Source organism: Streptomyces sp. AP-93 (genome assembly GCF_022808175.1).
Lineage (GTDB): Bacteria > Actinomycetota > Actinomycetes > Streptomycetales > Streptomycetaceae > Streptomyces.
In genome coordinates this window covers 25,356-48,294 of sequence record NZ_JALGBX010000007.1, presented here as the reverse complement: position 1 = coordinate 48,294, position 22,939 = coordinate 25,356, and the positions used below count along the sequence as shown (strand labels likewise).

The 22,939-nt window shown below is 72.9% G+C and carries 24 protein-coding genes and 1 tRNA gene; 12 read left to right on the top strand and 13 right to left on the bottom strand.

What is annotated here, in order from left to right; translation table 11 throughout:
* Positions 1-114: 114 nt before the first annotated feature.
* Entirely contained in the window at positions 115-1,128 is a 1,014-nt protein-coding gene (locus tag MTF69_RS13615) for a PAC2 family protein (protein ID WP_243333994.1), read from the top strand.
* 222 nt (positions 1,129-1,350) lie between these two features.
* Here the strand turns inward: MTF69_RS13615 and mshC are convergent, their stop codons facing one another.
* From mshC to MTF69_RS13595, 4 genes are all read right to left on the bottom strand, one after another.
* Positions 1,351-2,580 (bottom strand): cysteine--1-D-myo-inosityl 2-amino-2-deoxy-alpha-D-glucopyranoside ligase, encoded by a 1,230-nt coding sequence (mshC, locus tag MTF69_RS13610; RefSeq protein ID WP_243333992.1) that lies wholly within the window; start codon positions 2,578-2,580, stop codon positions 1,351-1,353.
* Positions 2,581-2,700: 120 nt separating this feature from the next.
* Positions 2,701-3,546, bottom strand: coding sequence for an SCO1664 family protein (locus tag MTF69_RS13605; protein ID WP_279345764.1), 846 nt, complete (start codon positions 3,544-3,546; stop codon positions 2,701-2,703).
* On the bottom strand, positions 3,510-4,100 hold the full coding sequence (locus tag MTF69_RS13600) for a DUF3090 domain-containing protein (protein WP_243333987.1): 591 nt from the start codon (positions 4,098-4,100) through the stop codon (positions 3,510-3,512). Before MTF69_RS13600 ends, MTF69_RS13605 begins: the two co-directional genes overlap by 37 nt.
* A 78-nt stretch (positions 4,101-4,178) precedes the next feature.
* Complete coding sequence (locus tag MTF69_RS13595; RefSeq protein ID WP_243333985.1) at positions 4,179-4,901, bottom strand: histidine phosphatase family protein; 723 nt, start codon at positions 4,899-4,901, stop codon at positions 4,179-4,181.
* A gap of 62 nt (positions 4,902-4,963) precedes the next feature.
* Between MTF69_RS13595 and corA the strand changes: the two genes are divergently transcribed.
* Positions 4,964-5,947 carry a magnesium/cobalt transporter CorA gene (gene corA / locus MTF69_RS13590; RefSeq protein WP_308401403.1) on the top strand — a complete coding sequence of 328 codons (984 nt, stop codon included), beginning with the start codon at positions 4,964-4,966 and terminating at the stop codon, positions 5,945-5,947.
* Positions 5,948-6,002: 55 nt separating this feature from the next.
* Here corA and MTF69_RS13585 read toward each other — a convergent pair whose 3' ends face one another.
* Positions 6,003-6,785 (bottom strand): ferritin-like domain-containing protein, encoded by a 783-nt coding sequence (locus MTF69_RS13585; RefSeq protein ID WP_243333984.1) that lies wholly within the window; start codon positions 6,783-6,785, stop codon positions 6,003-6,005.
* A gap of 189 nt (positions 6,786-6,974) precedes the next feature.
* Positions 6,975-8,024 carry an LLM class F420-dependent oxidoreductase gene (locus MTF69_RS13580; RefSeq protein ID WP_243333982.1) on the bottom strand — a complete coding sequence of 350 codons (1,050 nt, stop codon included), beginning with the start codon at positions 8,022-8,024 and terminating at the stop codon, positions 6,975-6,977.
* A 100-nt stretch (positions 8,025-8,124) separates the two neighbouring features.
* Between MTF69_RS13580 and MTF69_RS13575 the strand changes: the two genes are divergently transcribed.
* Positions 8,125-9,117 carry an aldo/keto reductase gene (locus MTF69_RS13575; protein ID WP_243333980.1) on the top strand — a complete coding sequence of 331 codons (993 nt, stop codon included), beginning with the start codon at positions 8,125-8,127 and terminating at the stop codon, positions 9,115-9,117.
* On the top strand, positions 9,114-11,486 hold the full coding sequence (locus MTF69_RS13570; protein WP_374322967.1) for a helix-hairpin-helix domain-containing protein: 2,373 nt from the start codon (positions 9,114-9,116) through the stop codon (positions 11,484-11,486). Before MTF69_RS13575 ends, MTF69_RS13570 begins: the two co-directional genes overlap by 4 nt.
* Positions 11,487-11,585: 99 nt before the next feature.
* On the opposite strand, the gene MTF69_RS13565 is transcribed toward MTF69_RS13570, so the two are convergent.
* Positions 11,586-12,263: a hypothetical protein gene (locus tag MTF69_RS13565; RefSeq protein WP_243333978.1), complete on the bottom strand. Its 678-nt coding sequence runs from the start codon at positions 12,261-12,263 to the stop codon at positions 11,586-11,588.
* 47 nt (positions 12,264-12,310) lie between these two features.
* Here MTF69_RS13565 and MTF69_RS13560 point away from each other — a divergent pair, with 47 nt between their 5' ends.
* The gene (locus MTF69_RS13560) at positions 12,311-12,499 is read left to right on the top strand and encodes a DUF5703 family protein (RefSeq protein ID WP_243333977.1); all 189 of its coding nucleotides are present in this window, start codon (positions 12,311-12,313) and stop codon (positions 12,497-12,499) included.
* Between the two features lie 39 nt (positions 12,500-12,538).
* On the opposite strand, the gene MTF69_RS13555 is transcribed toward MTF69_RS13560, so the two are convergent.
* The 3 genes from MTF69_RS13555 to MTF69_RS13545 form a co-directional block, all read right to left on the bottom strand.
* Positions 12,539-13,390 carry a chaplin gene (locus MTF69_RS13555; RefSeq protein ID WP_243333975.1) on the bottom strand — a complete coding sequence of 284 codons (852 nt, stop codon included), beginning with the start codon at positions 13,388-13,390 and terminating at the stop codon, positions 12,539-12,541.
* Between the two features lie 192 nt (positions 13,391-13,582).
* Complete coding sequence (chpH, locus tag MTF69_RS13550) at positions 13,583-13,816, bottom strand: chaplin ChpH (protein ID WP_243333973.1); 234 nt, start codon at positions 13,814-13,816, stop codon at positions 13,583-13,585.
* A 180-nt stretch (positions 13,817-13,996) separates the two neighbouring features.
* The gene (locus MTF69_RS13545) at positions 13,997-15,322 is read right to left on the bottom strand and encodes a M20/M25/M40 family metallo-hydrolase (protein ID WP_243333970.1); all 1,326 of its coding nucleotides are present in this window, start codon (positions 15,320-15,322) and stop codon (positions 13,997-13,999) included.
* Between the two features lie 168 nt (positions 15,323-15,490).
* Here MTF69_RS13545 and MTF69_RS13540 point away from each other — a divergent pair.
* Both MTF69_RS13540 and MTF69_RS13535 read left to right on the top strand, forming a co-directional pair.
* Positions 15,491-15,578: transfer RNA gene (locus tag MTF69_RS13540), tRNA-Leu, on the top strand.
* Between the two features lie 90 nt (positions 15,579-15,668).
* Positions 15,669-16,028: a zinc ribbon domain-containing protein YjdM gene (locus MTF69_RS13535; protein ID WP_243333968.1), complete on the top strand. Its 360-nt coding sequence runs from the start codon at positions 15,669-15,671 to the stop codon at positions 16,026-16,028.
* Between the two features lie 66 nt (positions 16,029-16,094).
* On the opposite strand, the gene MTF69_RS13530 is transcribed toward MTF69_RS13535, so the two are convergent.
* Complete coding sequence (locus MTF69_RS13530) at positions 16,095-17,672, bottom strand: APC family permease (protein ID WP_243333966.1); 1,578 nt, start codon at positions 17,670-17,672, stop codon at positions 16,095-16,097.
* Positions 17,673-17,848: 176 nt separating this feature from the next.
* Positions 17,849-18,796 (bottom strand): hypothetical protein, encoded by a 948-nt coding sequence (locus MTF69_RS13525; RefSeq protein WP_243333964.1) that lies wholly within the window; start codon positions 18,794-18,796, stop codon positions 17,849-17,851.
* A 239-nt stretch (positions 18,797-19,035) separates the two neighbouring features.
* Between MTF69_RS13525 and MTF69_RS13520 the strand changes: the two genes are divergently transcribed.
* The gene (locus MTF69_RS13520) at positions 19,036-19,467 is read left to right on the top strand and encodes an ASCH domain-containing protein (RefSeq protein ID WP_243333963.1); all 432 of its coding nucleotides are present in this window, start codon (positions 19,036-19,038) and stop codon (positions 19,465-19,467) included.
* 34 nt (positions 19,468-19,501) lie between these two features.
* Here the strand turns inward: MTF69_RS13520 and MTF69_RS13515 are convergent, their stop codons facing one another.
* Entirely contained in the window at positions 19,502-21,157 is a 1,656-nt protein-coding gene (locus MTF69_RS13515) for an FAD-binding dehydrogenase (protein ID WP_243333961.1), read from the bottom strand.
* Positions 21,158-21,239: 82 nt separating this feature from the next.
* Here MTF69_RS13515 and MTF69_RS13510 point away from each other — a divergent pair, with 82 nt between their 5' ends.
* The 4 genes from MTF69_RS13510 to MTF69_RS13495 all read left to right on the top strand — a co-directional run bounded on the left by MTF69_RS13510 (position 21,240) and on the right by MTF69_RS13495 (position 22,921).
* Positions 21,240-21,761 (top strand): NUDIX hydrolase, encoded by a 522-nt coding sequence (locus MTF69_RS13510; protein WP_243333960.1) that lies wholly within the window; start codon positions 21,240-21,242, stop codon positions 21,759-21,761.
* Positions 21,762-21,786: 25 nt separating this feature from the next.
* Complete coding sequence (locus MTF69_RS13505) at positions 21,787-22,185, top strand: DUF202 domain-containing protein (protein WP_243333958.1); 399 nt, start codon at positions 21,787-21,789, stop codon at positions 22,183-22,185.
* Positions 22,182-22,526 carry a DUF202 domain-containing protein gene (locus tag MTF69_RS13500; RefSeq protein ID WP_243333956.1) on the top strand — a complete coding sequence of 115 codons (345 nt, stop codon included), beginning with the start codon at positions 22,182-22,184 and terminating at the stop codon, positions 22,524-22,526. The genes MTF69_RS13505 and MTF69_RS13500 overlap by 4 nt, the downstream gene beginning before the upstream one ends.
* Positions 22,527-22,618: 92 nt before the next feature.
* Positions 22,619-22,921: a hypothetical protein gene (locus MTF69_RS13495; RefSeq protein WP_243333954.1), complete on the top strand. Its 303-nt coding sequence runs from the start codon at positions 22,619-22,621 to the stop codon at positions 22,919-22,921.
* Positions 22,922-22,939 lie beyond the last annotated feature (18 nt).

Genomic DNA, 22,939 nt, shown 5'->3' with positions numbered 1-22,939 from the left:
CGGGCAGAGGGGCGGTTCCAGGGGGAACCGCCCCTCTGTCGTGGGCTGTGGCCGGTGCCTCATCAAGGCTTAGGCTGACCCACGTACACAAGGGAACTTCGGAAGGAGACCTGGGTGATCGAGCTTGAGGGCGTGCCCGAGCTGATCGACCCGGTCATGGTGGCCGCGTTCGAGGGCTGGAACGACGCGGGTGACGCGGCCTCCGGTGCGGTCGCACACCTGGACCGGGAGTGGAAGGGCGAGGTCTTCGCGGCTCTGGACGCCGAGGACTACTACGACTTCCAGGTCAACCGGCCGACGGTGTGGCTGGACAACGGGGTACGGAAGATCACGTGGCCGACGACCCGGTTGTCGGTGGTCCGGATCGGCGGGACCAAACCGCGCGACCTGGTGCTGGTGCGGGGCATCGAACCGTCCATGCGGTGGCGTTCGTTCTGCAACGAGATCCTGGGCTTCGCCCACGAGCTCGGCGTGGAGATGGTCGTCATCCTGGGGGCGCTGCTGGGCGACACCCCGCACACCCGCCCGGTGCCGGTCAGCGGGGTGACCTCGGACGCGGACCTGGCGCGGACGATGGACCTGGAGGAGACCAAGTACGAGGGCCCGACCGGGATCGTGGGCATCCTCCAGGAGGCCTGCACCCATGCCGGGGTGCCGGCGGTGTCCCTGTGGGCGGCGGTGCCGCACTACGTGTCCCAGCCGCCGAACCCGAAGGCGACCCTCGCGCTGCTCAACCGGCTGGAGGATCTGATCGACATCCGGATCCCGCTGGGCGAACTCCCCGAGGACGCGCGGGCGTGGCAGCTGGGCGTGGACCAACTGGCGGCCGAGGACAGCGAGGTGGCGGAGTACGTCCAGACGCTGGAGGAGGCGCGGGACACGGCGGACCTGCCGGAGGCTTCGGGCGATGCCATTGCCCGGGAGTTCGAGCGGTACCTGCGGCGGCGTGATCCGTCCGCCGGCGCGGAGCCGGGTGACGGCTCGTACCTGCGGGACACCTCCGGTGGGCTGACCCGGCCGCCGAAGCGGAAGCCGGATCCGGGGCCGGGGCCGGAGCCGTCGGGGGACGAGCCCCCGGCCCCTCCGGCGGCCTCCCCGGACGAGGGCGAGACGCCTCCGGAGGCGTAGCCCGGTGGTGGGGGCGGGGCCGGGGGATTTCTCCCCGCCCCGCCCTTTCGCCGTTTCCCGGGGCTCCGCCCCGGACCCCGCTCCTCAAACGCCGGAGGGGCTGGAGTTGCCCTACGGGCCACGTCCAGCCCCTCCGGGCGCATCCGGCGAAATCCAGCCTCGCCGGCGTTTGAGGAGCGGGGGTCCGGGGGCGGAGCCCCCGGCCACGGCGCCGCAGGTTGCTTACAGGGCCACGCCCAGCAGGGCGTCGACGGTGCGGGACACGAGGCCCGGCGCCGACTCGTCGTCGCCGTCGGAGACGAGCTGACGCTCCACCCAGCGGTCCACCGCCGCGAGAGCAGCAGGCGCGTCCAGGTCGTTGGAGAGGGCCTCGCGGACCTCCTCGACCAGGTCGTCCGCCGGGATGCCGTCGGGGCGGGAGACGGCCGCGCGCCAGCGCTCCAGGCGGGCCACCGCCTCCGCGAGGACCGCGTCGGTCCACTCCCAGTCCGCGCGGTAGTGGTGCGAGAGCAGGGCCAGGCGGATCGCCGCCGGGTCCACTCCGGCCCGCCGCAGGGCCGATACGAAGACCAGGTTGCCCTTGGACTTCGACATCTTCTCGCCGTGCAGCGCGACCATCCCGGCGTGTACGTACGCCTTGGCCATCGGGAACTCGCCCGTCAGGACCTGCGCGTGCGAGGCGCCCATCTCGTGGTGCGGGAAGGCCAGGTCGGAGCCGCCGCCCTGGATGTCGAAGGTCATTCCCAGGTGGTCCAGGGCGATGGCCACGCATTCGATGTGCCAGCCGGGCCGGCCGCGGCCCAGCGAGCCGCCGTCCCAGCTCGGCTCGCCCGGGCGGGCCGCCATCCACAGCATCGGGTCGAGCGGGTTCTTCTTGCCCGCCCGGTCCGGGTCGCCGCCCCGCTCGGCCGACAGCAGCCGCATCGCCTCGGCGTCCAGGTTGGACACCTTGCCGAAGTTCGGGTCGGACTCCACCGAGAAGTAGACGTCGCCGTCCAGCTCGTAGGCGGCGCCCGCGTCCCGCAGCCGCTCGACCAGCGGCACGATGCCGGGTATGGCCTCGACGGCGCCGATGTAGTGCTGCGGGGGCAGCATCCGCAGGGCGGTCATGTCCTCGCGGAAGAGAGCGGTCTCGCGTTCGGCGAGCTCGGTCCAGTCCTGGTTGTCGCGCAGGGCCCGCTCCAGCAGTGGATCGTCGACATCCGTGACGTTCTGGACGTAGATGACCTGCCGCTTGGTGTCGAGCCACACGCGCTGCACGAGGTCGAACGCGTTGTAGGTCGCCGCGTGACCGATGTGCGTCGCGTCGTACGGGGTGATCCCGCAGACGTAGATACGGGCGACGGGACCGGGGGCGAGGGTGATCGTCCCTTGGGTCGCGGTGTCGTGGATCTGGAGGTCGCGGCCCTTGCCAGGCAGGGCGGGGACCTCAGAAGCGGGCCAGGCATGCATGTCTCGAGACTAACCGGACGGGTGTTCCGAAAACTAACCGGACCTGCACTGTTGTCTTGATCGGCACTCTTGCGCCATGGCCGGTTCTATGCGTGCGGGTCCGTACGGCCCCCGGCCCGGTCAGACGGGCGGCCACGGGATCGCCGGCCACTGCCCCGAAGGCTGCGGATGCCTCCCGGTGCGCAGCAGCAGGGCCACGCGGGCCCGTACGGCGGCCAGCTCGGCGGTGGTGACCAGTTCGGCCAGTCGGGTGGCCAGCGGCTGCCCGGCGGCCAGGCCGGCCTCCAGGGCGGTCAGCACGGACCCCGCTTCCTCCGTCAGCGGCTCCCCCGCCCAGCCCCACAGCAGGGTGCGCAGTTTGTCCTCGGTGTGGAAGGTCACTCCGTGGTCGATGCCGTAGAGCCGTCCGTCGGGGGCGGGCAGCAGGTGGCCGCCCTTGCGGTCGCCGTTGTTGATCACCACGTCGAGGACGGACATCCGGCGCAGCCGTTCGTCGTCGGCGTGCACGAGGAGCGCGGTGCGGCCCTCGCCGACCTCGGCGAAGGCGACGGGCTTCCAGCCCTCCCCCGCCTCCTCACCGTCCACGAGCGCGAGCAGTTCCGCCTCCGGGGACTCCCCCGTCTCGATCCACTGCTGGACCATGCCCTCGCCGTACGGTCCGTCGCGCAGCACGGTCGGGGGCACCAGCCCCCAGCCGGTGGCCTCGGAGACCAGGTACGCGGCGACCTCGCGCTGGGCGAGGTTCCCGTCGGGGAAGTCCCACAGCGGGCTCTCGCCCTTGACCGGTTTGTACACGCAGTCGGTGCTCACGCCCCCGTGCGTGACCCTGCACAGCAGGACGGCGTTGGACGCCTCCCGGATCCGGCCGACGACGGTGAGTTCCCCGTGGGCCAGCAGTGCTTCCAGTTCCGCCGTTCCCCCCGTGGCGTTCACGCCTGGCGCCGGTAGCCGTTCTGGCGCGGGCAGACGTGCCCTTCGGGGTCCAGCGGGAGGCTGCACAGCGGGCAGGGCGGCCGGCCCGCGTTGACCACGTCCAGGGCCCGCTTGGTGAAGGCCCGGGCCTGGGCGCCGGTGAGGCGGACGCGCAGCATCGGCGGCCCGTTCTCCTCGTCCTGGAGCAGCCGCTCCTCCGCCTCGGCGAGGTCCTCCTCCGAGTCGGCGTCGAGCTCCACCAGGGCCTGCGCCTCGACGATCATGCGCTGGTCCTCGCCGTCCCAGGCCAGAGCCATGGTGCCGACGCGGAACTCCTCCTCGACGGGGACGTCCAGGGGTGCGGTGTCGGTCGCCTCGGCGGGGGCCACGGCCGGGACGGGGGCGTTGCCCCCGGTGCGCCGTACGACCTCGTCCAGCAGTTCTTCCATCCGCTCCGCGAGCGCCGCCACCTGGGTCTTCTCCAGGGAGACGGAGGTGACGCGGGGGCCGGTGGAGGCCTGCAGGAAGAACGTACGGCGTCCAGGCAGGCCGACCGTGCCGGCCACGAAACGGTCCGGTGGGTCGTAGAGGAACACCTGACGGGGCACGTCCAGTCTCCAAAGCGTCGGCAGCAGGGGCAGGGCTGCGCCCATGGGTTGGCCCGTCCACCCTACTGCGCCGTTCGATCACACCGCGCCCGCACCACCGCCCACGACGGCCTCGCCGCCCGCTTCCGCGGCGTCCTGGGCCGTCGCCGCGTCCGGGGAGGCGCTTTCGCGGGGTGCGAAGGAGGCGAAGTCCCCGGTGTCGCCGAGCCGGAGGAGGAAGGGGCGGGTCGGTGTGTAGCGGATGGCGGTGACGGAGCAGGGGTCGACGTGGATCCGCTGGAAGAGGTCCAGGTGCATGCCGAGGGCGTCCGCGACGAGGGACTTGATGATGTCGCCGTGCGAGCACATCAGGAACACGGCGTCCGTGCCGTGCTCCTCCTCGATCCGCGCGTTCCAGTCGCGGACGGCGTCCACGGCGCGGGCCTGCATGGCCCGCATGGACTCGCCGCCGGGGAAGGCGGCGGCCGAGGGGTGCTGCTGGACGATGCGCATCAGCGGTTCTTCGGACAGTTCGGAGAGTTTGCGGCCCGACCAGTCGCCGTAGTGGCACTCGCCGATCCGCTCGTCGGTGTGCAGCGCGAGACCGGGGCGGGCCGCGAGCAGCGGGGCCAGGGTCTCGGCGCACCGCTCCAGGGGGCTGGTGACGGCGGCGGCGAGGGGCACGGCGGCGAGCCGCTCGGGCAGCGCGGCGGCCTGTGCGGCTCCGTGCTCGTCGAGGGTCACCCCCGGGGTCCATCCGGCGAGCAGCCCTGCGGTGTTGGCGGTGGACCGCCCGTGTCGTACGAGGATCAGCGTGGCCATGGCAGAAGGGTATGCGGTGACGTCGGCGTGCGGTCGGGGCCCGGGCAGGGAACAATGCGCGAGTGATTGTGGACTGCGCCATGTACCGCGAAGGCCGCCGCTCCGAGGCGCCCGACGACTTCTCCGATGCCCTCGACGAGGCGCGGGCCACCGGCGACGCCTTCCTCTGGGTGGGCATGTACGAGCCCACGGAGAAGGAATTCGAGCACGTCAGCCAGGAGTTCGGGCTGCACCCGCTGGCGGTGGAGGACGCGCTGACCGCGCACCAGCGGCCGAAGATGGAGGTCTACGACGATTCGCTCTTCGTGGTGCTCAAGCCCGTGCTGTACGACGACGCCTCGGACACGGTGAGCACGGGCGAGCTGATGGTGTTCATCGGCGACTCCTTCGTCGTCACGGTCCGGCACGGCGAGGGGGCCGCACTGGCCGCCGTACGCCACCGGCTGGAGCAGGACCCCGAGGTGCTGGGGCACGGCCCGACGGCGGTGCTGTACGCGGTCGCGGACGCGGTGGTGGACCACTACATCGAGGTGGCCGCGGAGCTCCAGGCGGATCTGGAGGAGCTGGAGGCGGAGGTGTTCTCGCCGAATCCCGCGGACAGCAAGAACACCGCCGCCCGGATCTACGGGTTCAAGCGGCAGGTGCTGGAGTTCCGCCGGGCCACGAGTCCGCTGCTGCAGCCGATGGACCGGCTCGCCTTCGGGACGGTGCCCTTCGTGCACGAGCACGCGCAGCCGTTCTTCCGCGACGTCGCCGACCACCTGACGAAGGCGAACGAGTACATCGAGGGCCTGGACCGACTGCTCTCGGACGCGCTGGCCGCGCACCTGGCGCAGATGGGCGTCCGGCAGAACGACGACATGCGCAAGATCTCCGCCTGGGCGGCCATGGCGGCGGTCCCGACGATGGTGGCGGGGATCTACGGGATGAACTTCGAGCACATGCCGGAGCTCAAGCAGCGCTGGGGCTATCCGCTGGTGGTGCTGGTGATGGCGGTCGTGTGCGTGGGCCTGCACCGGATGTTCAAGCGCCGCGGCTGGCTCTAGGCGGGGCGGGCGGGGCGGGCGGCGGATGGCTCGCCCGGACCCGCCCGGCCCGGGCTCAGGCGAATTCGGGCGTCGGGGCGCCGCCGAGGGCATCGCGCCGCTCCGGCATGCGCAGGTCGATCATCCGGTGCCAGCCGCTGAACCGCTCGTACGCGTACATCCCGCGGATCCCGGCGGCGAGCACGGCGGCCTTCGGGGCGGGCCAGCGCAGCAGCCGGCCCATGTGGTCCATGACGGCGAGGCTGACGTCGCGGTAGACGGCGATCTCGGCGAGGGCGCTCTCGCGCAGGACCCGGTGGATGACCGGCCCGTGGCCCTCGCGGGCGAGGCGCAGCAACTCCTCGTGGCAGTAGGCGAGGTGGTTGTCCTCGTCGTGGCTGATCATGCGGATGGCCCTGCCGACCTCGGGGTGGTCGCCGAAGTACTTGACCAGCATGACCATCTGGTCGGCGGCGCGCTGTTCGGTGACCCGGCTGTGCGCGAGGTAGACGACGATGTCGCGCTCGGTCAGGGGTTCGTCGCGGCGGAGCTTGTCGTGCGCGAGGCCGATGCCGCGCCGCTCCAGCAGCATCGTGTAGTCGGTCTCGGGCGGGACCGGGACGGGCGGCAGGCCGCGCTTGCGCAGCAGGGCGTTGAAGAGCCGGCCGTGTTTGTCCTCGTCGGCGCCGTGCCGGGTGATCTTGGGCGCGAGGTCGCGCATGCCGTCGGGGACCAGGGCCGCGATCCGGGCGTTTTCCCAGCCGCCCTGGGACTCCCCGCTGGCGGCGATGGAGCAGAACAGCTGGAAGGAGTCGTCATTCTCGACGATCTCCTGGAACAGGCTGCGGGCAGAGAGCATGAACCGAGTCAAACTCCGCGCGCCCCGGCGGGCAACCCGCGGGGCGCGCTACTCGTCCGAATGAACGAAGCCCCGGGATGGCCCGCTCCGCGTAACCCGCGGGCCGCCCGGCGCGTTGTTGCCGGTGTCGGCCGTGGCGGGGAAGACCCCCCGAGCCCCCACCACGGCCGCAGACTTCCTCTACGTCGCTCAGGCCAGTCCGGCCAGCTCCATGGCCTCGACGCCGGCCCGCAGGGCGGCGGTCCGCTCCTCCAGGGTGAAGCCGGCCGGGGCGAGCGTGAGGGTGGTGACCCCGGCCTCCGCGTAGGCCCGCATCCCGTCGGCGATGCGCTCGACCGGGCCCAGCAGGGTGGTGGAGTCGATCAGCGAGTGCGGGACCGCGGCGGCCGCGCCCTGCTTGTCGCCCGCCAGGTACTTGTCCTGGATCTCGGCGGCTTCCTTCTCGTAGCCCATGCGCTGGGCCAGCTGGTTGTAGAAGTTCTGCTTGCGGCTGCCCATGCCGCCCACGTACAGGGCGGTGTACGGGCGGAACATGTCCGCGAGCCCGGCCACGTCCTCGCCGAGGGCCAGCGGCACGGTCGGGCAGACGTCGAAGCCGTCCATCGTCAGCCCGGCCTTCTCGCGGCCCGCCCGGATGTGGGTGAGGGCGGTCGCCTCCAGGTGCTCGGCGGCCGGGAAGATCAGCAGGGCGCCGTCGGCGATCTCGCCGGTCTGCTCCAGGTTCTTCGGCCCGATCGCGGCGATGTAGAGCGGGATGTGCTCGCGCTCGGGGTGCACGGTCAGCTTGAGCGGCTTGCCCGGCCCGCCGGGCAGCGGCAGCGTCCAGTGCTCGCCCTCGTAGGACAGCCGCTCGCGGGTCATCGCCTTGCGGACGATCTCCACGTACTCGCGGGTCCGCGCGAGCGGCTTGTCGAACTTCACGCCGTACCAGCCCTCGGAGACCTGGGGGCCGGAGACCCCGAGCCCGAGCCGGAAGCGGCCCTTGGTGAGGGAGTCGAGGGTGGCGGCGGTCATGGCCGTCATGGCGGGCTGACGGGCCGGGATCTGCAGGATCGCGGACCCGACGTCGATGCGCTCGGTCTGGGCGGCGACCCAGGCGAGCACGGTCGGCGCGTCGGAGCCGTAGGCCTCCGCGGCCCAGCAGACGTCGTAGCCGAGGCGGTCGGCCTCCTGCGCGACGGCCAGGTTGTCGGCGTCCATGCCAGCGCCCCAGTAGCCGAGATTGATGCCGAGCCGCATGTGTGGTCCCCTTGCCTGTTTACCGATCAGTAACGTGGGTCTGCGGGGACTGTAGCGCGCCCGGGTGCCCCGCGTCAGCGCCGCAGTAGTCTCAGCCCTCATGGAGCAGAGGCATCTCGGCCGCACCGGACTGCGCGTCTCCCGGATCGGTCTCGGCACACTGACCTGGGGCCGGTCGGCGGACGGACCGGACGAGGCGGAAGCGGCCGCGCAGTTGAAGGCGTTCTGGAACGCGGGCGGCACGCTCGTGGACACCGCGGACGTGTACGGGGGCGGTGAGGCGGAGTACCTCCTCGGGCAGTTGATCGGTTCCGTCGTCCCGCGGCGGGATCTGGTCATCGCGACGAAGGCGGGCGGGGTCGCGGACCCGGACCGCCGTTTCGACGCCTCGCGCGGCCACCTCCTCGCCGCGCTGGACGACTCCCTGGCCCGTCTCGACACCGACTACGTCGACCTCTGGCAGGTGCACGCCTTCGACCCCTGGACCCCGCTGGAGGAGACCCTCCAGGCGCTGGACATCGCGGTGAGCAGCGGCCGGGCGCGGTATGCGGGCGTATCGAACTTCAGCGGCTGGCAGCTCGCGAAGGCGGCGACCTGGCAGCTCGCGGCGCCGGGGGTACGGACCCGGCTGGCGTCGACACAGATGGAGTACTCCCTGCTCCAGCGCGGCGTGGAACGGGAGGTGGTCCCGGCCGCGCTGGACCTGGGGGTCTCCCTCCTCCCCTCCTCCCCGCTGGGCCGCGGCGTCCTGACGGGCAAGTACCGGTCCGGCACCCCTGCGGACTCCCGGGGTGCGTCGGAAACCCTGGCGGCCTTCGTGGACCCGTACCTGGACGAGCCGGCGAGCCGCATCGTGGACGCGGTGGCGACGGCCGCGCACGGCCTGGCGGTGACCCCGCTCCAGGTGGCCCTGGCCTGGGTCCGGGACCGCCCCGGGGTGGCCGCGCCGATCGTCGGCGCGCGCACGTCGGCGCAGCTCGGGGCGGCCCTGTCGGTGGAGGCCCTTAGTCTTCCGGAGGAGATCCGCCAAGCGCTGGACGACGTCTCGGCGCCCGTCCACCGCTACCCCGATCACGACTGGAGCACCTTGTGAGCGAGACCGCCGCCGACGCCGCTGCCGCGGAGGACCCGGCGACGCCCGCCGCCACCGCGGACGCCCCCACCGCCGCCACGGAGGCCCCGGCCGACGCGGACGCGGCCCTGGCCGACGGTGCCGCTCCCGGCGAAGCCGGCCCCTCGGCACGGGAGCCGGAGCCCGAAGCCGGGCCCGCGGCGCGGGAGCCGGAGGGCGAAGCCCCGGTCGACGCCTCCGGCGAAGCCGGGGAACCCGAGGGCGAAGCCGACGAGGGTCCGGGGGCGGAGCCCCCGGTTTCGGGAAGGGGCGGGGTGGGGGAAGGCCCCGCAGGGCCCACCACCGGCGACACGGAAGCCGGACCGGAAGCGGGAGCGGAAACGGGAGCGGAAGCGGGAGCGGAAGCGGCCGACGGGGCCGCCGAGGCCAAGCCCCAGCTCAGCGAAGCCGCGGCGGAACTGGCCGCGCAGAAGATCGAGCGGGAACGCATCGCCCGCCGCAAGGCGGAGCGCGAAGCCCCCGTAGAGGCCGGCGCCAAGCTCAGCGGCACGGCCGCCGACCTGCTGGCCGCCGTACGGGCCGTGGAGAGCGGCGGCAAACCCCCCGCCGCCTTCGACGCGCCCCCGGCGCCCCGCCGGCCGGAGCCCGCCCCCGCGCCCACCCCGGCGCGCACGCCCGCGGCCACCCCCGCGCCGCAGGCCCACGCCGCTCCCTCCCCCGACGCCGTCCAGGCGATCCGTGCCGTCCTGGCCAAGGGCGGAGCCCCCGAGGCCCTCGCCCCGCAGACCGCCGCCGCGCTCGGCGAGGACGCCGCCGAGCAGCTCGCGGAGTCCCCCTGGCGGCTGCTGGCCGTCGCGGGGGTCCGCCCGACGCAGGCCGACGGGTTCGCCCGCGCCCTGCTCGGCGCCGAGGAGACCGGCCCCGGGGACGAGCGGCGGGCCGCCGCCCTGGTGGGCTGGCTGCTGGCGCAGGCCGCCGCCAAGGGCCACACCGTGCTGGAGGCCCCCACCCTGGAGTCCGCCCTCGCCCAGTACGGCGTACCGGACCCCGCGCAGGCCCTGGAGGCGGCCGTCGGCGAAGGCGCCGCGCTGGCTTTCGAGGAGCCGGTCGGTCCGCCCGTAGCGGAGTCCACCGAGGATGAAGAGCAGCCCGTACGGATCCTGGTGGGCCTGGAGGGCTCCGCCATGGCCGAGGAGAGCCTCGCCGAGGGCCTGGCCCGGCTCGCCAACACCTTCACGGACCCCGCCGACTGGGACAAGGCCGCCACCGGCACCGGCGCCGAGCTGATCCGCGCCGCCGCCGGGCACGGCCTGGTCACCCACACCGGCGGCGAGGCCGCCCGCGCCGAACCCCGCGCACTGCTCGCGGCCGCCCGGGAGTTCGGCCTGCGGGCCTGCCTGGCCGCGCACGCCCCGGCCGAGGGGGCCGTCACCGTGGCGGGCCTGCTGGCCGGCGCCGAGGGCCCGGGGCGGGACGCGGACGGGCAGTTCGCGCTGGACCTGCTCATCGTCCTGGACGCCCCGCAGCTGGACGTGGAGACGGCCGCCGCGCTGGTGGAGTCGATCCCCGACGGGGCCCGCCTGGTGCTGTCCGGCGACCCCGCTGTGCTCGGCTCGGCCGGTCCCGGCCGGGTCTTCGCCGATGTGCTCGCGGCCCGCGCCTGCCCGCAGCTCGTCTCCCGGATCCCGGACCCGGGCCCGATCGGCGAGCTGGTCTCGGGGGTCGGCGTCGGGGAGCTGAACCAGGTCGAGGCCCCTGGCAAGGAGGTCGTCATCGTCCCGGTTCGCGACGCCGGGGAGGCGGTGCACCGCACCGTGCAGCTGGTCGCCGAGTCGGTGCCCCGCGCCTTCGGGATCCCGGCGGACGCCGTCCAGGTGATCACCCCGGGCCACGGCGGCCCGGCGGGCACCCGCGCGCTCAACGCGGCCCTCAAGGAGCGGCTGAACCCGGGCCCCGGCCGGTTCGGCGGCTTCGACCCCGGCGACCGGGTGGTCCACGTGCCCACCGCCGGGCGGGCGCTGCCGGCCCGCGTGGTGTCGGCCGACGCGCAGGGGCTGCACCTGGCCGGAGCCACGGGCGCGCGGATCGTCGTACCGAAGGAGCGGGTGGAGTCGCAGGTCCGGCACGGCTGGGCCGTGACGGCGCACCAGGCCGTCGGCTCGCGCTGGCCGGCGGCGGTCGTCGTCCTGCCCGGTGACGCGGCTCAGGCCCTGTCGCGGGACTGGGTGTACACGGCCTTCGGCCGGGCCGAGCGGCACCTGTCGGTGGTGCACGGGGTCGACCAGGCGCTGCCGCGCGCGGTCGCGGAAGTACCGTCGAAGCCCCGTACGACCCGGCTGACGGGTCTGCTGCGGGCGCTCGTGGCGTCGGCGTCGGCGGAGCCCCGCTGACGGACGCACCGCGGCCCCCGTCCCGGGTGGGACGGGGGCCGCGGTGCGTTCCCTACGAGGTGTCGCGCGGGGCGGGGCCGGCCATGGGGCGGGCCGGGGTCAGGCCGGGGTCAGACCCCGCTCGGCCGGCTCACCGGCCTCGGCCGCCTCACCGCCCTCGGCGTCCTCGTCCTCGTCGTCTTCCTCGTCGAAGACCGAGCTGACGTCGAACCGGTGCATCACGTCCTGCGGATCGATGTGCGCGAAGGGCGAACCGAGCCACTCCCCCGGTTCCGCGATCTCCTCCGAAGCGGCCATCCACAGCGTGGAATCGCCCTCCTCCAGCCCGAAGTCCTTGGCGCGGGAGGCGATTTCGTCCGGCTCGTACTCGCCGAAGAGCACGCCGAGCGCGTCGGCGGTGCCGCCGTCGTGGTCGAGTTCGGCCTCGCGGTCGTGCGCGACGACGCGTTCGGCCTGGGCGATCAGGCGAGCCGGCTCGACGACGGCGTAGTCGCGGCGGATGAGCACGCTGAAGGCGGCGGGTTCGGCGGGGCCGGTGTACGGGAGCCCGTCCTCGGGAGTGGGGATCTCGAACGGGGTGACCTCGTCGTAGCGGTCGTAGAGGAGCTCGTCGTACTCCTCGGCGGCGGCGGCGAGTTCGTTGAACGCGGCGTATACGTCCGGATCATCGTCCCCGATCCTGCTCTCGACCGCGGCGAGGTGACGGTCGAGCGCGGCCTTGACCGCCTCGGCGGCGGCGCGTACCTCGGCAACAGTGGGCAGAGCGGCATCAGACATAGTGCAGACGCTATCCGTAGCGGGGCTGTCGCGGCACAATAGATGCGATGCCGGAATACGAATTTGTCGACTTGTACGTGCCCCGCGGGGTTCCACGTCAGGAAACGACCCGCCTGCTGACAGAACACGCCGAGTACGGGCATTGGGAGCTCGACCGGCTGACCCTGCTTCGGGACGGCAGTCGCCGCGTGCGACTGCGCCGCCGGATCATCCGCCAGGTCCGCGCGACCTGGTGACGCGGACCCCCGGGGCGGGGCCCGCGTCCTGAGGAACCGTCAGGCCGTGCTGCGCGCCCGGCGGTAGAGCACGGCGCCGGCCAGCAGCATGCCCGCGGCCAGGGGCACTCCGGCGGTGAGGACGTCACCGGAGCCCGTGGCGGCGAGCCCCCCGGCCGGGGAGCCGGTACTGCCACCGGTGCCGGCCCCGTGGGCGGGGTGCGTCACCGGCGTCGCCGATCCGGTTCCGGGCCCGGTACCGGTACCCGCGCCGGGTCCGGCGGGAGCCCCGGGCTGCTGCTGCCCGGCACCCGGACCGCCGGGGTTGCCGTCGCCGCCGGGGTTGCCATCACCCCCGGGACCGCCCGGATTCCCGGGACCACCGGGACCACCGGGAGTCTCGTCGCCGCCGCGACCACCCGGATTGCCGTGGTCGCCCGGACCGCCCGGGTTCCCCTGGTCGCCGGGGCTCTCAGGGCCCCCAGGGCCACCCGGATTGCCGTCGCCCCCGGGACCGCCCGGGTGTTCCGGGTGCCCCGGGCCGGTGTCCTCGTCGCACGGTTCGTGCGGGTTGCCCGGGTGTTCGGGGTGGTTCGGGTGATCGGGGTGGTTTGGCTGCTGCGGTTGGTTCGGTTGCTGCGGGTGTCCGGGCCTGCCTGGGAGGTTCGCGCAGCGGTTTGCGAAGGCCGGGTTCAGGGCCCCCACCACCGTCACCGTGTTCCCGCAGGCGTTCAGCGGCGCGTCCACGGGTGCCTCGAGGGCGTTCCCGGACAGCAGTCCCGGTGAGTGCGCGGCCCGGCCGGAAGCGCCGGAGTCCGCGTGTGCGTAGCCCCCGCCGAACGCGAGCAGACCCCCCGCGGCCGCCATGGTGATCAAGGTCTTCCTGCCGGTGACCTGAACGTGTCGTCGCATCTGTACTTCGCCCCCTGGTGCGTGCTGCTTGCTTGCTTGCTCCGTGCACGCCCACACACGTGCACGCCCGGTCGGCGCACAGGCCGCACAGGCTCCCCCGCCTGGTACGCCGAAAAGATCGTCATCGGGCCCGTAAAGCCCGGCAGCCCCGGAGCGCTGGAATGCGCTCCGGGGCCGAGAACTTCAGAAACGTCAGGCGTTGACGCAGGTGTTGCCGAAAGCCGGGTTCAGCAGGCCGATCACGGAGATCGTGTTACCGCAGACGTTCACGGGAACGTGGACCGGAACCTGGACGACGTTGCCGGACAGGACACCGGGGGAGCCGATGGCCGCACCCTGGGCACCCGCGTCGGCGACAGCCAGGCCCGCACCCGCGAGAACCAGACCACCGGTGACAGCCGCAGCGGCGGCAACCTTCTTGAACATTGTTCCTCCTAGTAGGCAAGCGCGGTCCCAGCCGCGGACCGCACCACCTGTAACGAGGAGGGATCACCGGGGCTACGAGCGTATGAGCGCATTCACTCTTCTCAGTGGATTCCGCACACCTTTCCGATTCCCGGGCGTTAGCTACGCCCGTCTCCGTCCCCCGTAGCGCCCGCGCGCGTCTCAGGACTCGTCGATGAACCGGTCGAGCACCCGTACGCCGAACTTCAGGCCCTCCACCGGCACCCGCTCGTCCACGCCGTGGAACATCCCGGCGAAGTCGAGCTCCGGCGGAAGCTGGAGCGGAGCGAAGCCGAAGCAGCGGATGCCGAGGTCGTCGAAGGACTTGGCGTCCGTACCGCCGGAGAGCATGTACGGGACCGCGCGCGCGATCGGGTCGTGCGCCTTCAGGGCGGTCTGCATGGCGTCCACGAGCTTGCCGTCGAAGTCCGTCTCCAGCGCCTTGTCCGCGTGGACGTCCTCCCGCTTCACGCGCGGCCCGAGGATCCGGTCGAGGTCGGCGAAGAACTCGTCCTCGTAGCCCGGCAGGAAGCGGCCGTCCACGTGGGCGGTGGCCTGGCCGGGGATGACGTTGACCTTGTACCCGGCGCCGAGCATGGTCGGGGCGGCGGAGTTGCGCAGGGTCGCGCCGACCATCTTGGCGATGCCGCCGAGCTTGGCCAGCGTGGCGTCCATGTCGTCCGGGTCCAGCGGGGTGCCCAGCGCGTCCGACAGCTCGTCCAGGAAGTGCCGGACGGTCTTGGTGACGCGTACGGGCCACGTGTGGCGGCCCAGGCGCCCCACGGCCTCGCAGAGCTCGGTGATGGCGTTGTCGTTGTTGGTCATGGACCCGTGGCCGGCGGTGCCCTCGACGGTGAGCCGCATCCAGTGCATGCCCTTCTGAGCGGTCTCCACCAGGTACAGCCGCAGGTTCTCGTTGACGGTGAAGGAGAAGCCGCCGACCTCGCCGATCGCCTCCGTCACCCCCTCGAAGAGGCCGGGGTGCTTGTCGACGAGGTGCCGGGCGCCGTAGGTACCGCCCGCCTCCTCGTCGGCGAGGAAGGCCAGCACGATGTCGCGCGGGGGCTTGCGGCCGCTGCGCATGCGGTCGCGCACGACGGCCAGCGTCATCGCGTCCATGTCCTTCATGTCGACCGCGCCGCGGCCCCACACGCAGCCGTCGGCGATCTCGCCGGCGAAGGGGTCGTAGGTCCAGTCGGCGGCGTTGGCCGGGACCACGTCGGTGTGCCCGTGGATCAGCAGCGCCGGCCGTGAGGGGTCCTCGCCCTCGATCCGCGCCACGGTCGAGGCGCGCCCCTTGTGCGATTCGAAGATCTGCGGCTCCAGCCCGACCTCGGCGAGCTGCTCCGCGACCCACTCGGCCGCCTTGCGCTCTCCGGGCCCCGAGTGGTCCCCGTAGTTGCTGGTGTCGATCCGGATGAGGTCCCGGCAGAGGTCGACGACCTCGTCCTCGCCGGAGACGGTCCTGCCCGCGCCCGATTCGCTCACGCTGCTTCCTCCCACTGATCAGTACCGAACTGACTCCATCCTCGCGCCCCGGGCCGCTTCCCCCAAGGGCGATCCCCGGCCGTCGGGGGGTGTGATCGAGGACCCCGGAATGTTTGGTAATGTTTTCCACGTCGGAACGGCCCGCGAGGGACGCGAGACAGACACCTTGTCCGGGTGGCGGAATGGCAGACGCGCTAGCTTGAGGTGCTAGTGCCCTTTATCGGGCGTGGGGGTTCAAGTCCCCCCTCGGACACCAAGCGAAAACCCCACTTCACGTGGGGTTTTCTGCGTTTGGGGGGCATCGGGCGGCGGGCCGCTCCGCGCGGGTTCGGGATATTCTGGGCCGGTGAACGAGAACCTTCCCCCCTGTCCGAAATGCTCCTGTGAGTACACCTACGAGATGAACGCGCTCGTGGTGTGCCCCGAGTGCGGGCACGAGTGGGTGCCCGCCGAGGGCGACGCCGAGACCGGCGGGAACGCCGGGGAGCAGGTCGTGAAGGACGCCGTCGGGAACGTGCTGAACGACGGCGACACCGTGACCGTCGTCAAGGCGCTCAAGGTCAAGGGCAGCCCCTCGGGGATCAAGGCCGGTACCAAGGTGCGCAACATCCGGCTCATCGACGGGGTCGACGGGCACGACATCGACTGCAAGATCGACGGCTTCGGGGCCATGCAGCTGAAGTCCAGCGTGGTCAAGAAGGCCTGAGCCCAACTGCACGCATGAAGAGGGGCCCCGCCGCGGCGGGGCCCCTCTTCGTACGTCCGGTACGGATCAGCCGCGCGGGCCCGGGACCGCGGCCCCGGCCGACTCCGACTCCGCCGCCTGGTCGAGGCGGAAGGCCTCGTTGCCCAGGCCGATGCGGGCGTGCACCGCGGGGCGGGCGGAGCGCAGGAAGAGCCCGTACGCCAGGCCCACGACGGCGGCGGCGGCGATGATGCCGGGCAGGGCCCAGCTCAGCGCGGAGCCCTCCTCGGCGCCGACCAGGACGCCGAAGTCCTTGACCGTGTAGACGGCGATGGCGAGCAGCGCGAGACCGGCGAGGCCCGCCGCGCCGAGCCGCCAGAGCTGGGCGGCGGCGGTGCCGCGGCGGACGAAGAAGGCGATGACCGCGAAGGAGGCGGTGGCCATGAGGAGGGTCACGCCGAGGGCGCCGACGCTGCCCATCCAGGTGAACAGGTGCAGGACGGGCACGGTGGGGTCGCCGACCGGCGTGTCGTCGGTGAAGGCGAAGGCCAGGACGACCGCGACGGAGATCACGGTCTGCAGGAGCGAGCCGGTGGCGGGCGCGCCGGTGCCGGCGTTGGTGCGGCCGAAGGCGGCGGGGAGCAGGCCCTCGCGGCCCATGGCGAAGGCGTAGCGGGAGACGACGTTGTGGAAGCTGAGCATCGCCGCGAACATGCCGGTCACGAACAGGATGTGCAGGACGTCGGTGAAGGTGGCGCCCAGGCGGCTCTCGGTGAGCTGGAAGAGCAGGCCGGGGCCGGCCTCGGCGGAGGCCTTGACCACCTCGCCGGGGCCGGTGGCGACGCTGAGGGCCCAGGCGCTGAGGGCGAAGAAGAGGGCGACGAACCCGACGGCGAGAAACATCACCCGGGAGACGACGATGTGCGGCTTGCTGGTCTCCTCGGCGTACACCGGGGACTGCTCGAAGCCGACGAAGGCGGCGATGCAGAAGCAGAGTGCGGTGCCGAGGCCCGCGCCGGTGAGGGTCTCGGGGTTGAAGGCGTGGAGGGAGAGGCCTTCGGGGCCGGGCTTGCCGAGGGCGGCGACGTCGAAGACGACGACGAGGAGGACCTCGATGAGCAGCAGGACGCCGAGGACCTTGGCGTTGAGGTCGATCTTGAGCCAGCCGAGGGCGCCGGTCAGGGCGACAGCCGCCAGGGCCGGTATCCACCAGGCGAGTTCGGTGTCGAGGTAGGTCGCGAAGAGGCCGGAGATCTCGAAGCCGAGGATGCCGTAGACGCCGACCTGCATGGCGCTGTAGGCGATGAGGGCGACGAGCGAGGCGCCGGCGCCGGCGGTGGGTCCGAGTCCGCGCGCGATGTAGGCGTAGAAGGCGCCGGCGTTGTGGACGTGCCGGCTCATCTCGGCGTAGCCGACGCTGAAGAGGGCGAGGACGGCGCCGAGGATCACGAACAGCAGGGGCTGTCCGACGATGCCCATGACCCCGAAGGTGGTGGGCATGACACCCGCGACGACCATCAGGGGGGCGCTCGCGGCGAGGACGGAGAGCAGCAGGCCGGCGGTGCCGAGGCGGTCGGCGCGCAGGGCGCGGTCCTGGCCCTTGTACGTACGGATCTCGGCCTGGCCGGCCGGGTCGGTGAGCGTGGTGGATCTGCCCGTCGGCATGGCGGGGTGTCCTTTCGGCGTGGGGACTGAGCGGTACTGGCTGAGCTGTACTGACGGAGCTGTACTGACTGAGGGGTACTGACTGACGGATCTGGCTGAGCGGCTGAGCGGCTGGGCGGTACTGCTGAGCGGTACGTGCTGAGCGGCGCCGGCCGGGCGGTGCCGGCCGGTCTGGGTCAGGCGGTGCCGAGCGCGGCGCTGCGTGCGGCGAGGAAGGCCTTGTGCGGGTCGAGGTCCGGGTAGGACCACGGGGCCTGGGTGGCGTGGCTGCCGATGCGCTGGAAGAGGGCGGCGGCCTCGGCGGGGCGGCCCTCGCAGAGCTTGGCGTGGGCGAGGAAGTTGAGGTCCACCCGGTTGCGGGGGTGGTCCTCGCGCTCCCACTCCAGCCACCAGTCGAAGGCGGAGCGCAGCACCTGGCGGGCGCGGCGGCCGGACCAGTGCTCGACTCCGGCGTCCGGGCCGTGGCCCTGCGCGGCGGCGAGGACGCGGTAGCGCTCGGCGTGGGCGATGACGGGGAGGACCGCGAGCGGGGAGTCGGCGGGAGATTCCTCGGCGGCCCAGGCGGCGAAGTCGTAGACCTCGTGGAGGGGGTCGCGGCCGGCGGCGGGGGCCCGTTCGGCCAGTCGGGAGACCATCAGGTGGTGGGCGTGGTGGTGTTCGCGGTGGCGGGCCCGGACCTGGTCGAAGTGGCGGCTGAACTCCTCTTCGGTGCCGAAGGCGCGGGTGAGGAGGAGCAGGCCGAGCCAGGGGGTGGGGTCGGCCGGGAGCAGGGCCGCGGCGCGGCGGCAGGCCTCCTCGGCGGCCTCGGGGGTGCCTTTGCGGCGCAGGGCGCCGAAGACGGCCGCGCAGGCGAGGAGGGTGACGGCGTCGGCGCTCTCCGGTTCGGCGAGGAGCCACTCGCGTGCCCAGGCGGTGGCGGCCGGGGTTTCGGCGAGGACGACGAGGCGGTGCCCACGGCGGTCCCAGTCGTCGCCGGTGGCGACGAGGAGGCTGCGGGCTTTGGCCCAGCGCCCCTGGGTGAACTGCGCGCGGACGTCGACGAGTTCGCTGTCGCAGAGGGCGGGGTCGAAGAGCTGGGCGTCCCGCTTGCGGGCGCGGCCGAGGGGCGGCGGAGGCGGCGACATCCGCGGGTTTCCCTCCAGGACGCGGGCGGTTGGACGGTGTGGCTGGAAGATCACGCACAGCAAAGCGGTACGCACAGCTCCGCGTCAAGGTCCAGTCCACCGCCTGGCTCGTTTCAACTGGTCGTTCGGTACGGCGAGTTGATGCGGTTGTTCCGGTTCGTGGCAGGTTGTCGGCGGGTGGCCGGCAGGGCGCACACCTGCCCGGGCCCGGTCGCCCGCAGGAACGTAGGGTGGGGTCCATGACCGCCTACGAAGACCTCCCGCCCATCGAGTTCGCCTTCCCGGGGCCCCTGCGCGACCTGCTGGTGGCGGCCGTCCTGAGCGGCGCCAAGACCACGACCACGGGAGTCCTCGCCGACTACGAGGCAGCGGGGGACCCGCTGCCGGTGGCGGGCGAGATGATGGTGATCGTGGACTCCGCCGAGCGGCCGGTGGGTGTCCTGGAGGTGACGGACGTACAGGTGCTGCGGCTGGCGGACGTGGGGCTCCAGCACGCGCTGGACGAGGGCGAGGGGTTCACGTCCGTGGCCGAATGGCGCTCCGGCCACGAGGAGTTCTGGCACGGCCCGCAGATGCGGGAGGCCATCGGCGACCCGCACTTCACGGTCGACGACGACACCCCGGTCGTGGCGGAGCGGTTCCGCTTGGTGACCCGCCTGCCCCTGACCTAGGGGGCAGGGGCAGGGGCAGGGGCCGCGACAGCGGTCAGGAGACGGCCGCGGACGCCGCGCGGCCCGCCGCCCGGCCCGAGAAGATGCAGCCGCCGAGGAAGGTGCCCTCCAGGGCCCGGTAGCCGTGGACGCCGCCGCCGCCGAAGCCGGCCGCCTCGCCCGCCGCGTAGAGGCCCGGGAGGGGTTCTCCCGTGGCGGTCAGGACGCGGGAGGAGAGGTCGGTCTCCAGGCCGCCCAGGGACTTGCGGGTCAGGATCGAGAGCCGGACGGCGATCAGCGGGCCCGCCGCGGGATCCAGGATCCGGTGCGGGGCGGCGGTGCGGATCAGCTTGTCGCCGAGGTACTTGCGGGCGCCGTGGATCGCCGTGACCTGGAGGTCCTTGGTGAAGGGGTTGGCGATCTCGCGGTCGCGGGAGACGATCTCGCGCCGGACGGTCTCCTCGTCGAGGAGTCCGTCCTTGGTGATCGCGTTCATGCCGCGCACCAGCGCGGAGAGGTCCTTCTCGACGACGAAGTCGGCGCCGTTGTCCATGAAGGCCTTCACCGGTCCGGGGACCGCCTGGCGCGCCCGGTCGATGACCCCGCGGACCGACTTGCCCGTCAGGTCCGGGTTCTGCTCGGACCCGGAGAGCCCGAACTCCTTGCCGATGATGCGCTGGTTGAGGACGAACCACGTGTGGTCGTGGCCGGTCTTCATGATGTGGTCGAGCGTGCCGAGGGTGTCGAAGCCCGGGAACAGCGGTACGGGCAGCCGCTTGCCGGTGGCGTCCAGCCAGAGCGAGGACGGGCCGGGCAGGATGCGGATGCCGTGCTTGGCCCAGATCGGGTTCCAGTTCTCGATGCCCTCGGTGTAGTGCCACATCCGGTCCTTGTTGATGTGGCTGGCGCCGGCCCCTTCCGCGATGCCCAGCATCAGGCCGTCCACGTGGGCCGGGACCCCGGAGAGCATCCGCGCGGGCGGAGTGCCGAGGCGAGCCGGCCACTGGGCCCGTACGAGGTCGTGGTTGCCGCCGATGCCGCCGCTGGTCACGATCACGGCCTGGGCGCGCAGGGAGAACTCCCCGGTGGCCTCGCGGCCGCTCGCGGTGCCGCGTACGGCGTCGGAGGGGGCCAGGACCTCGCCGGTCACGGTGTCGAGGGTGCCCGCGGTACGGGAGAGCCCGGTGACCCGGTGACGGAACTTCAGCCGGACCAGCCCGCGGGCCACCCCGGCCCGTACGCGGCGCTCGAAGGGCTCCACGAGGCCGGGGCCGGTGCCCCAGGTGATGTGGAAGCGGGGGACGGAGTTGCCGTGGCCGTTCGCGTCGTAGCCGCCGCGCTCCGCCCAGCCGACGACGGGGAAGAAGCGGACGCCCTGGGCGTGCAGCCAGGGGCGCTTCTCGCCGGCCGCGAAGTCCACGTAGGCCTCGGCCCAGCGGCGCGGCCAGGCGTCCTCCTCGCGGTCGAAGCCGGCGGTGCCGGACCAGTCCTGGAGGGCCAGCTCGCGGGTGTCCTTGATCCGCATGCGGCGCTGCTCGGGCGAGTCGACGAAGAACAGGCCGCCGAAGGACCAGTGGGCCTGGCCGCCCATGGACTGTTCGGGCTCCTGGTCGAGCAGGATGACCTTGCGGCCGGCGTCGACGAGCTCGGCGGTGGCCACGAGGCCCGCGAGCCCGGCCCCGATCACGATCACGTCTGCGTCGTACGTCATGTGGAACCCGTCCTCCGTCGGTGGTGGGGCGATCCTTTGCTACGGAGCGGTAACCAGTCAACAGGAGCGGAGGGATCACGGCATGAGCGCGGCCGACGAGGTACTGGACGTGGTGGACCGGAAGGACCGGGTGACGGGGCGCGCCCCGCGGGGCGAGGTGTACGCGGCCGGGCTGATCCACCGCTGCGTGTTCGTGCTGGCCACGGACGGGCAGGGGCGGATCTTCACGCACCGGCGGACGGATTCGAAGCTGGTCTTCCCCTCGTACTACGACATGTTCGTGGGCGGGGTGGTCGGCGCGGGCGAGAGCTACGCCGCGGCGGCCCTGCGGGAGGCCGGGGAGGAGCTGGGGGTGGCGGGTCTGGAGCAGCCCGAGCCGCTGTTCAAGTTCCTGTACGAGGGGCCGGGCGGGGCCTGGTGGAGCTACGTGCACGAGGTCCGCTGCGAGCTGCCCGTCCGGCCGCAGGCCTCGGAGGTGGCCTGGCACGCGTGGCTCCCCGCGCAGGAGGTGGCGCGGCGGGTCGCGGACGGCTCCTGGCCGTGGGTGCCGGACGGGCTGGAGGCGTACCGCAGGCTGCTGGAGTTCCGCTCGGGGAGCCGCTAGCACGGGGCGCCAGTAGATTGGGCGCGTGATCGACTTCGTCAAGGACGTGCGGCTGTGGTTCACGCCGGCTCGGGTGAGGGACGAGGGCGTGACCCCCGACTACCGCTTCTCGCTGGCCAACGAGCGGACCTTCCTGGCCTGGATCAGGACCGCCCTGGCCCTGATCGGCGGCGGGTTCGCCGTGGACCAGTTCCTGCCCGACCTGCGGTGGGCGGTGCGCGTGGGGATGGCCATCGCGCTGCTCGCGGTGGGCGCGGCCTGTGCGCTGCGCGCGGTGAACCACTGGGTGCAGTGCGACCGTGCCATGCGGCGCGGCGAGGACCTGCCCGTGTCCCGGTTCCCGGTGGTGCTGAGTCTGGGGGTGGGGCTGGTCGCGGTGGCGATGATGGTGGTGGTCCTGCTGGGCTGGACCAAGGACCGGTGAGCACCCCGGCCGACGCCGCCGACCACGAGGGCCCCGGCGGCCGCGACCCGGGGCTGCAGCCCGAGCGGACCCGGCTCGCGTGGCGGCGTACGACCCTGTCGTGCGCGGTGGTGGCCGTACTGGCGCTGCGCCAGGCCCTGTACGGAACCGGCGGCTCCCCGGTGGCGGTCGCCGGGGCCGCGGTGATCGCGATGCTCTTGCTGGGGTTCCTGTGGGCGGCGCACCGGCGGGTGCGGGAGATGGCGGCGGCGCGGCCGGCCGGGCTCTCGGCGGGTGCGGCGCTGGCCGTGACGGCGTGCACGGTGGGCCTGGCCGTGTTCGCGATGGCGCTCATCGTGTGAGCCGACGAACCGATGGTCCGCGTTGTGGTGCCACTCCGGCGCGCAAGCGGCACAAGGGGCGGTCCGGGGCGTTCCGCACTAGCGTCGGCCTCATGACGACTCTGCACCAGGAACACCCCGCGCAGGAGCACGCCCATGCCCACGGCCCGGACTGCGGCCACCGGGTGGTCGAGCACGGCGACCACGTCGACTACGCGCACGACGGCCATCTGCACCGCGAGCACTCCGGCCACTGGGACGAATGCGAGCCCGCCGGGCACGCCCCGCACACCGCCCACGAGCACGCCCACGGCACGGACTGCGGTCACGACTCCGTTCCGCACGGGGACCACGTCGACTACCTGCACGACGGGCACCGGCACGCGGAGCACGACGGCCACTACGACGACCACTGACGGGACGCCGAGGGCTAC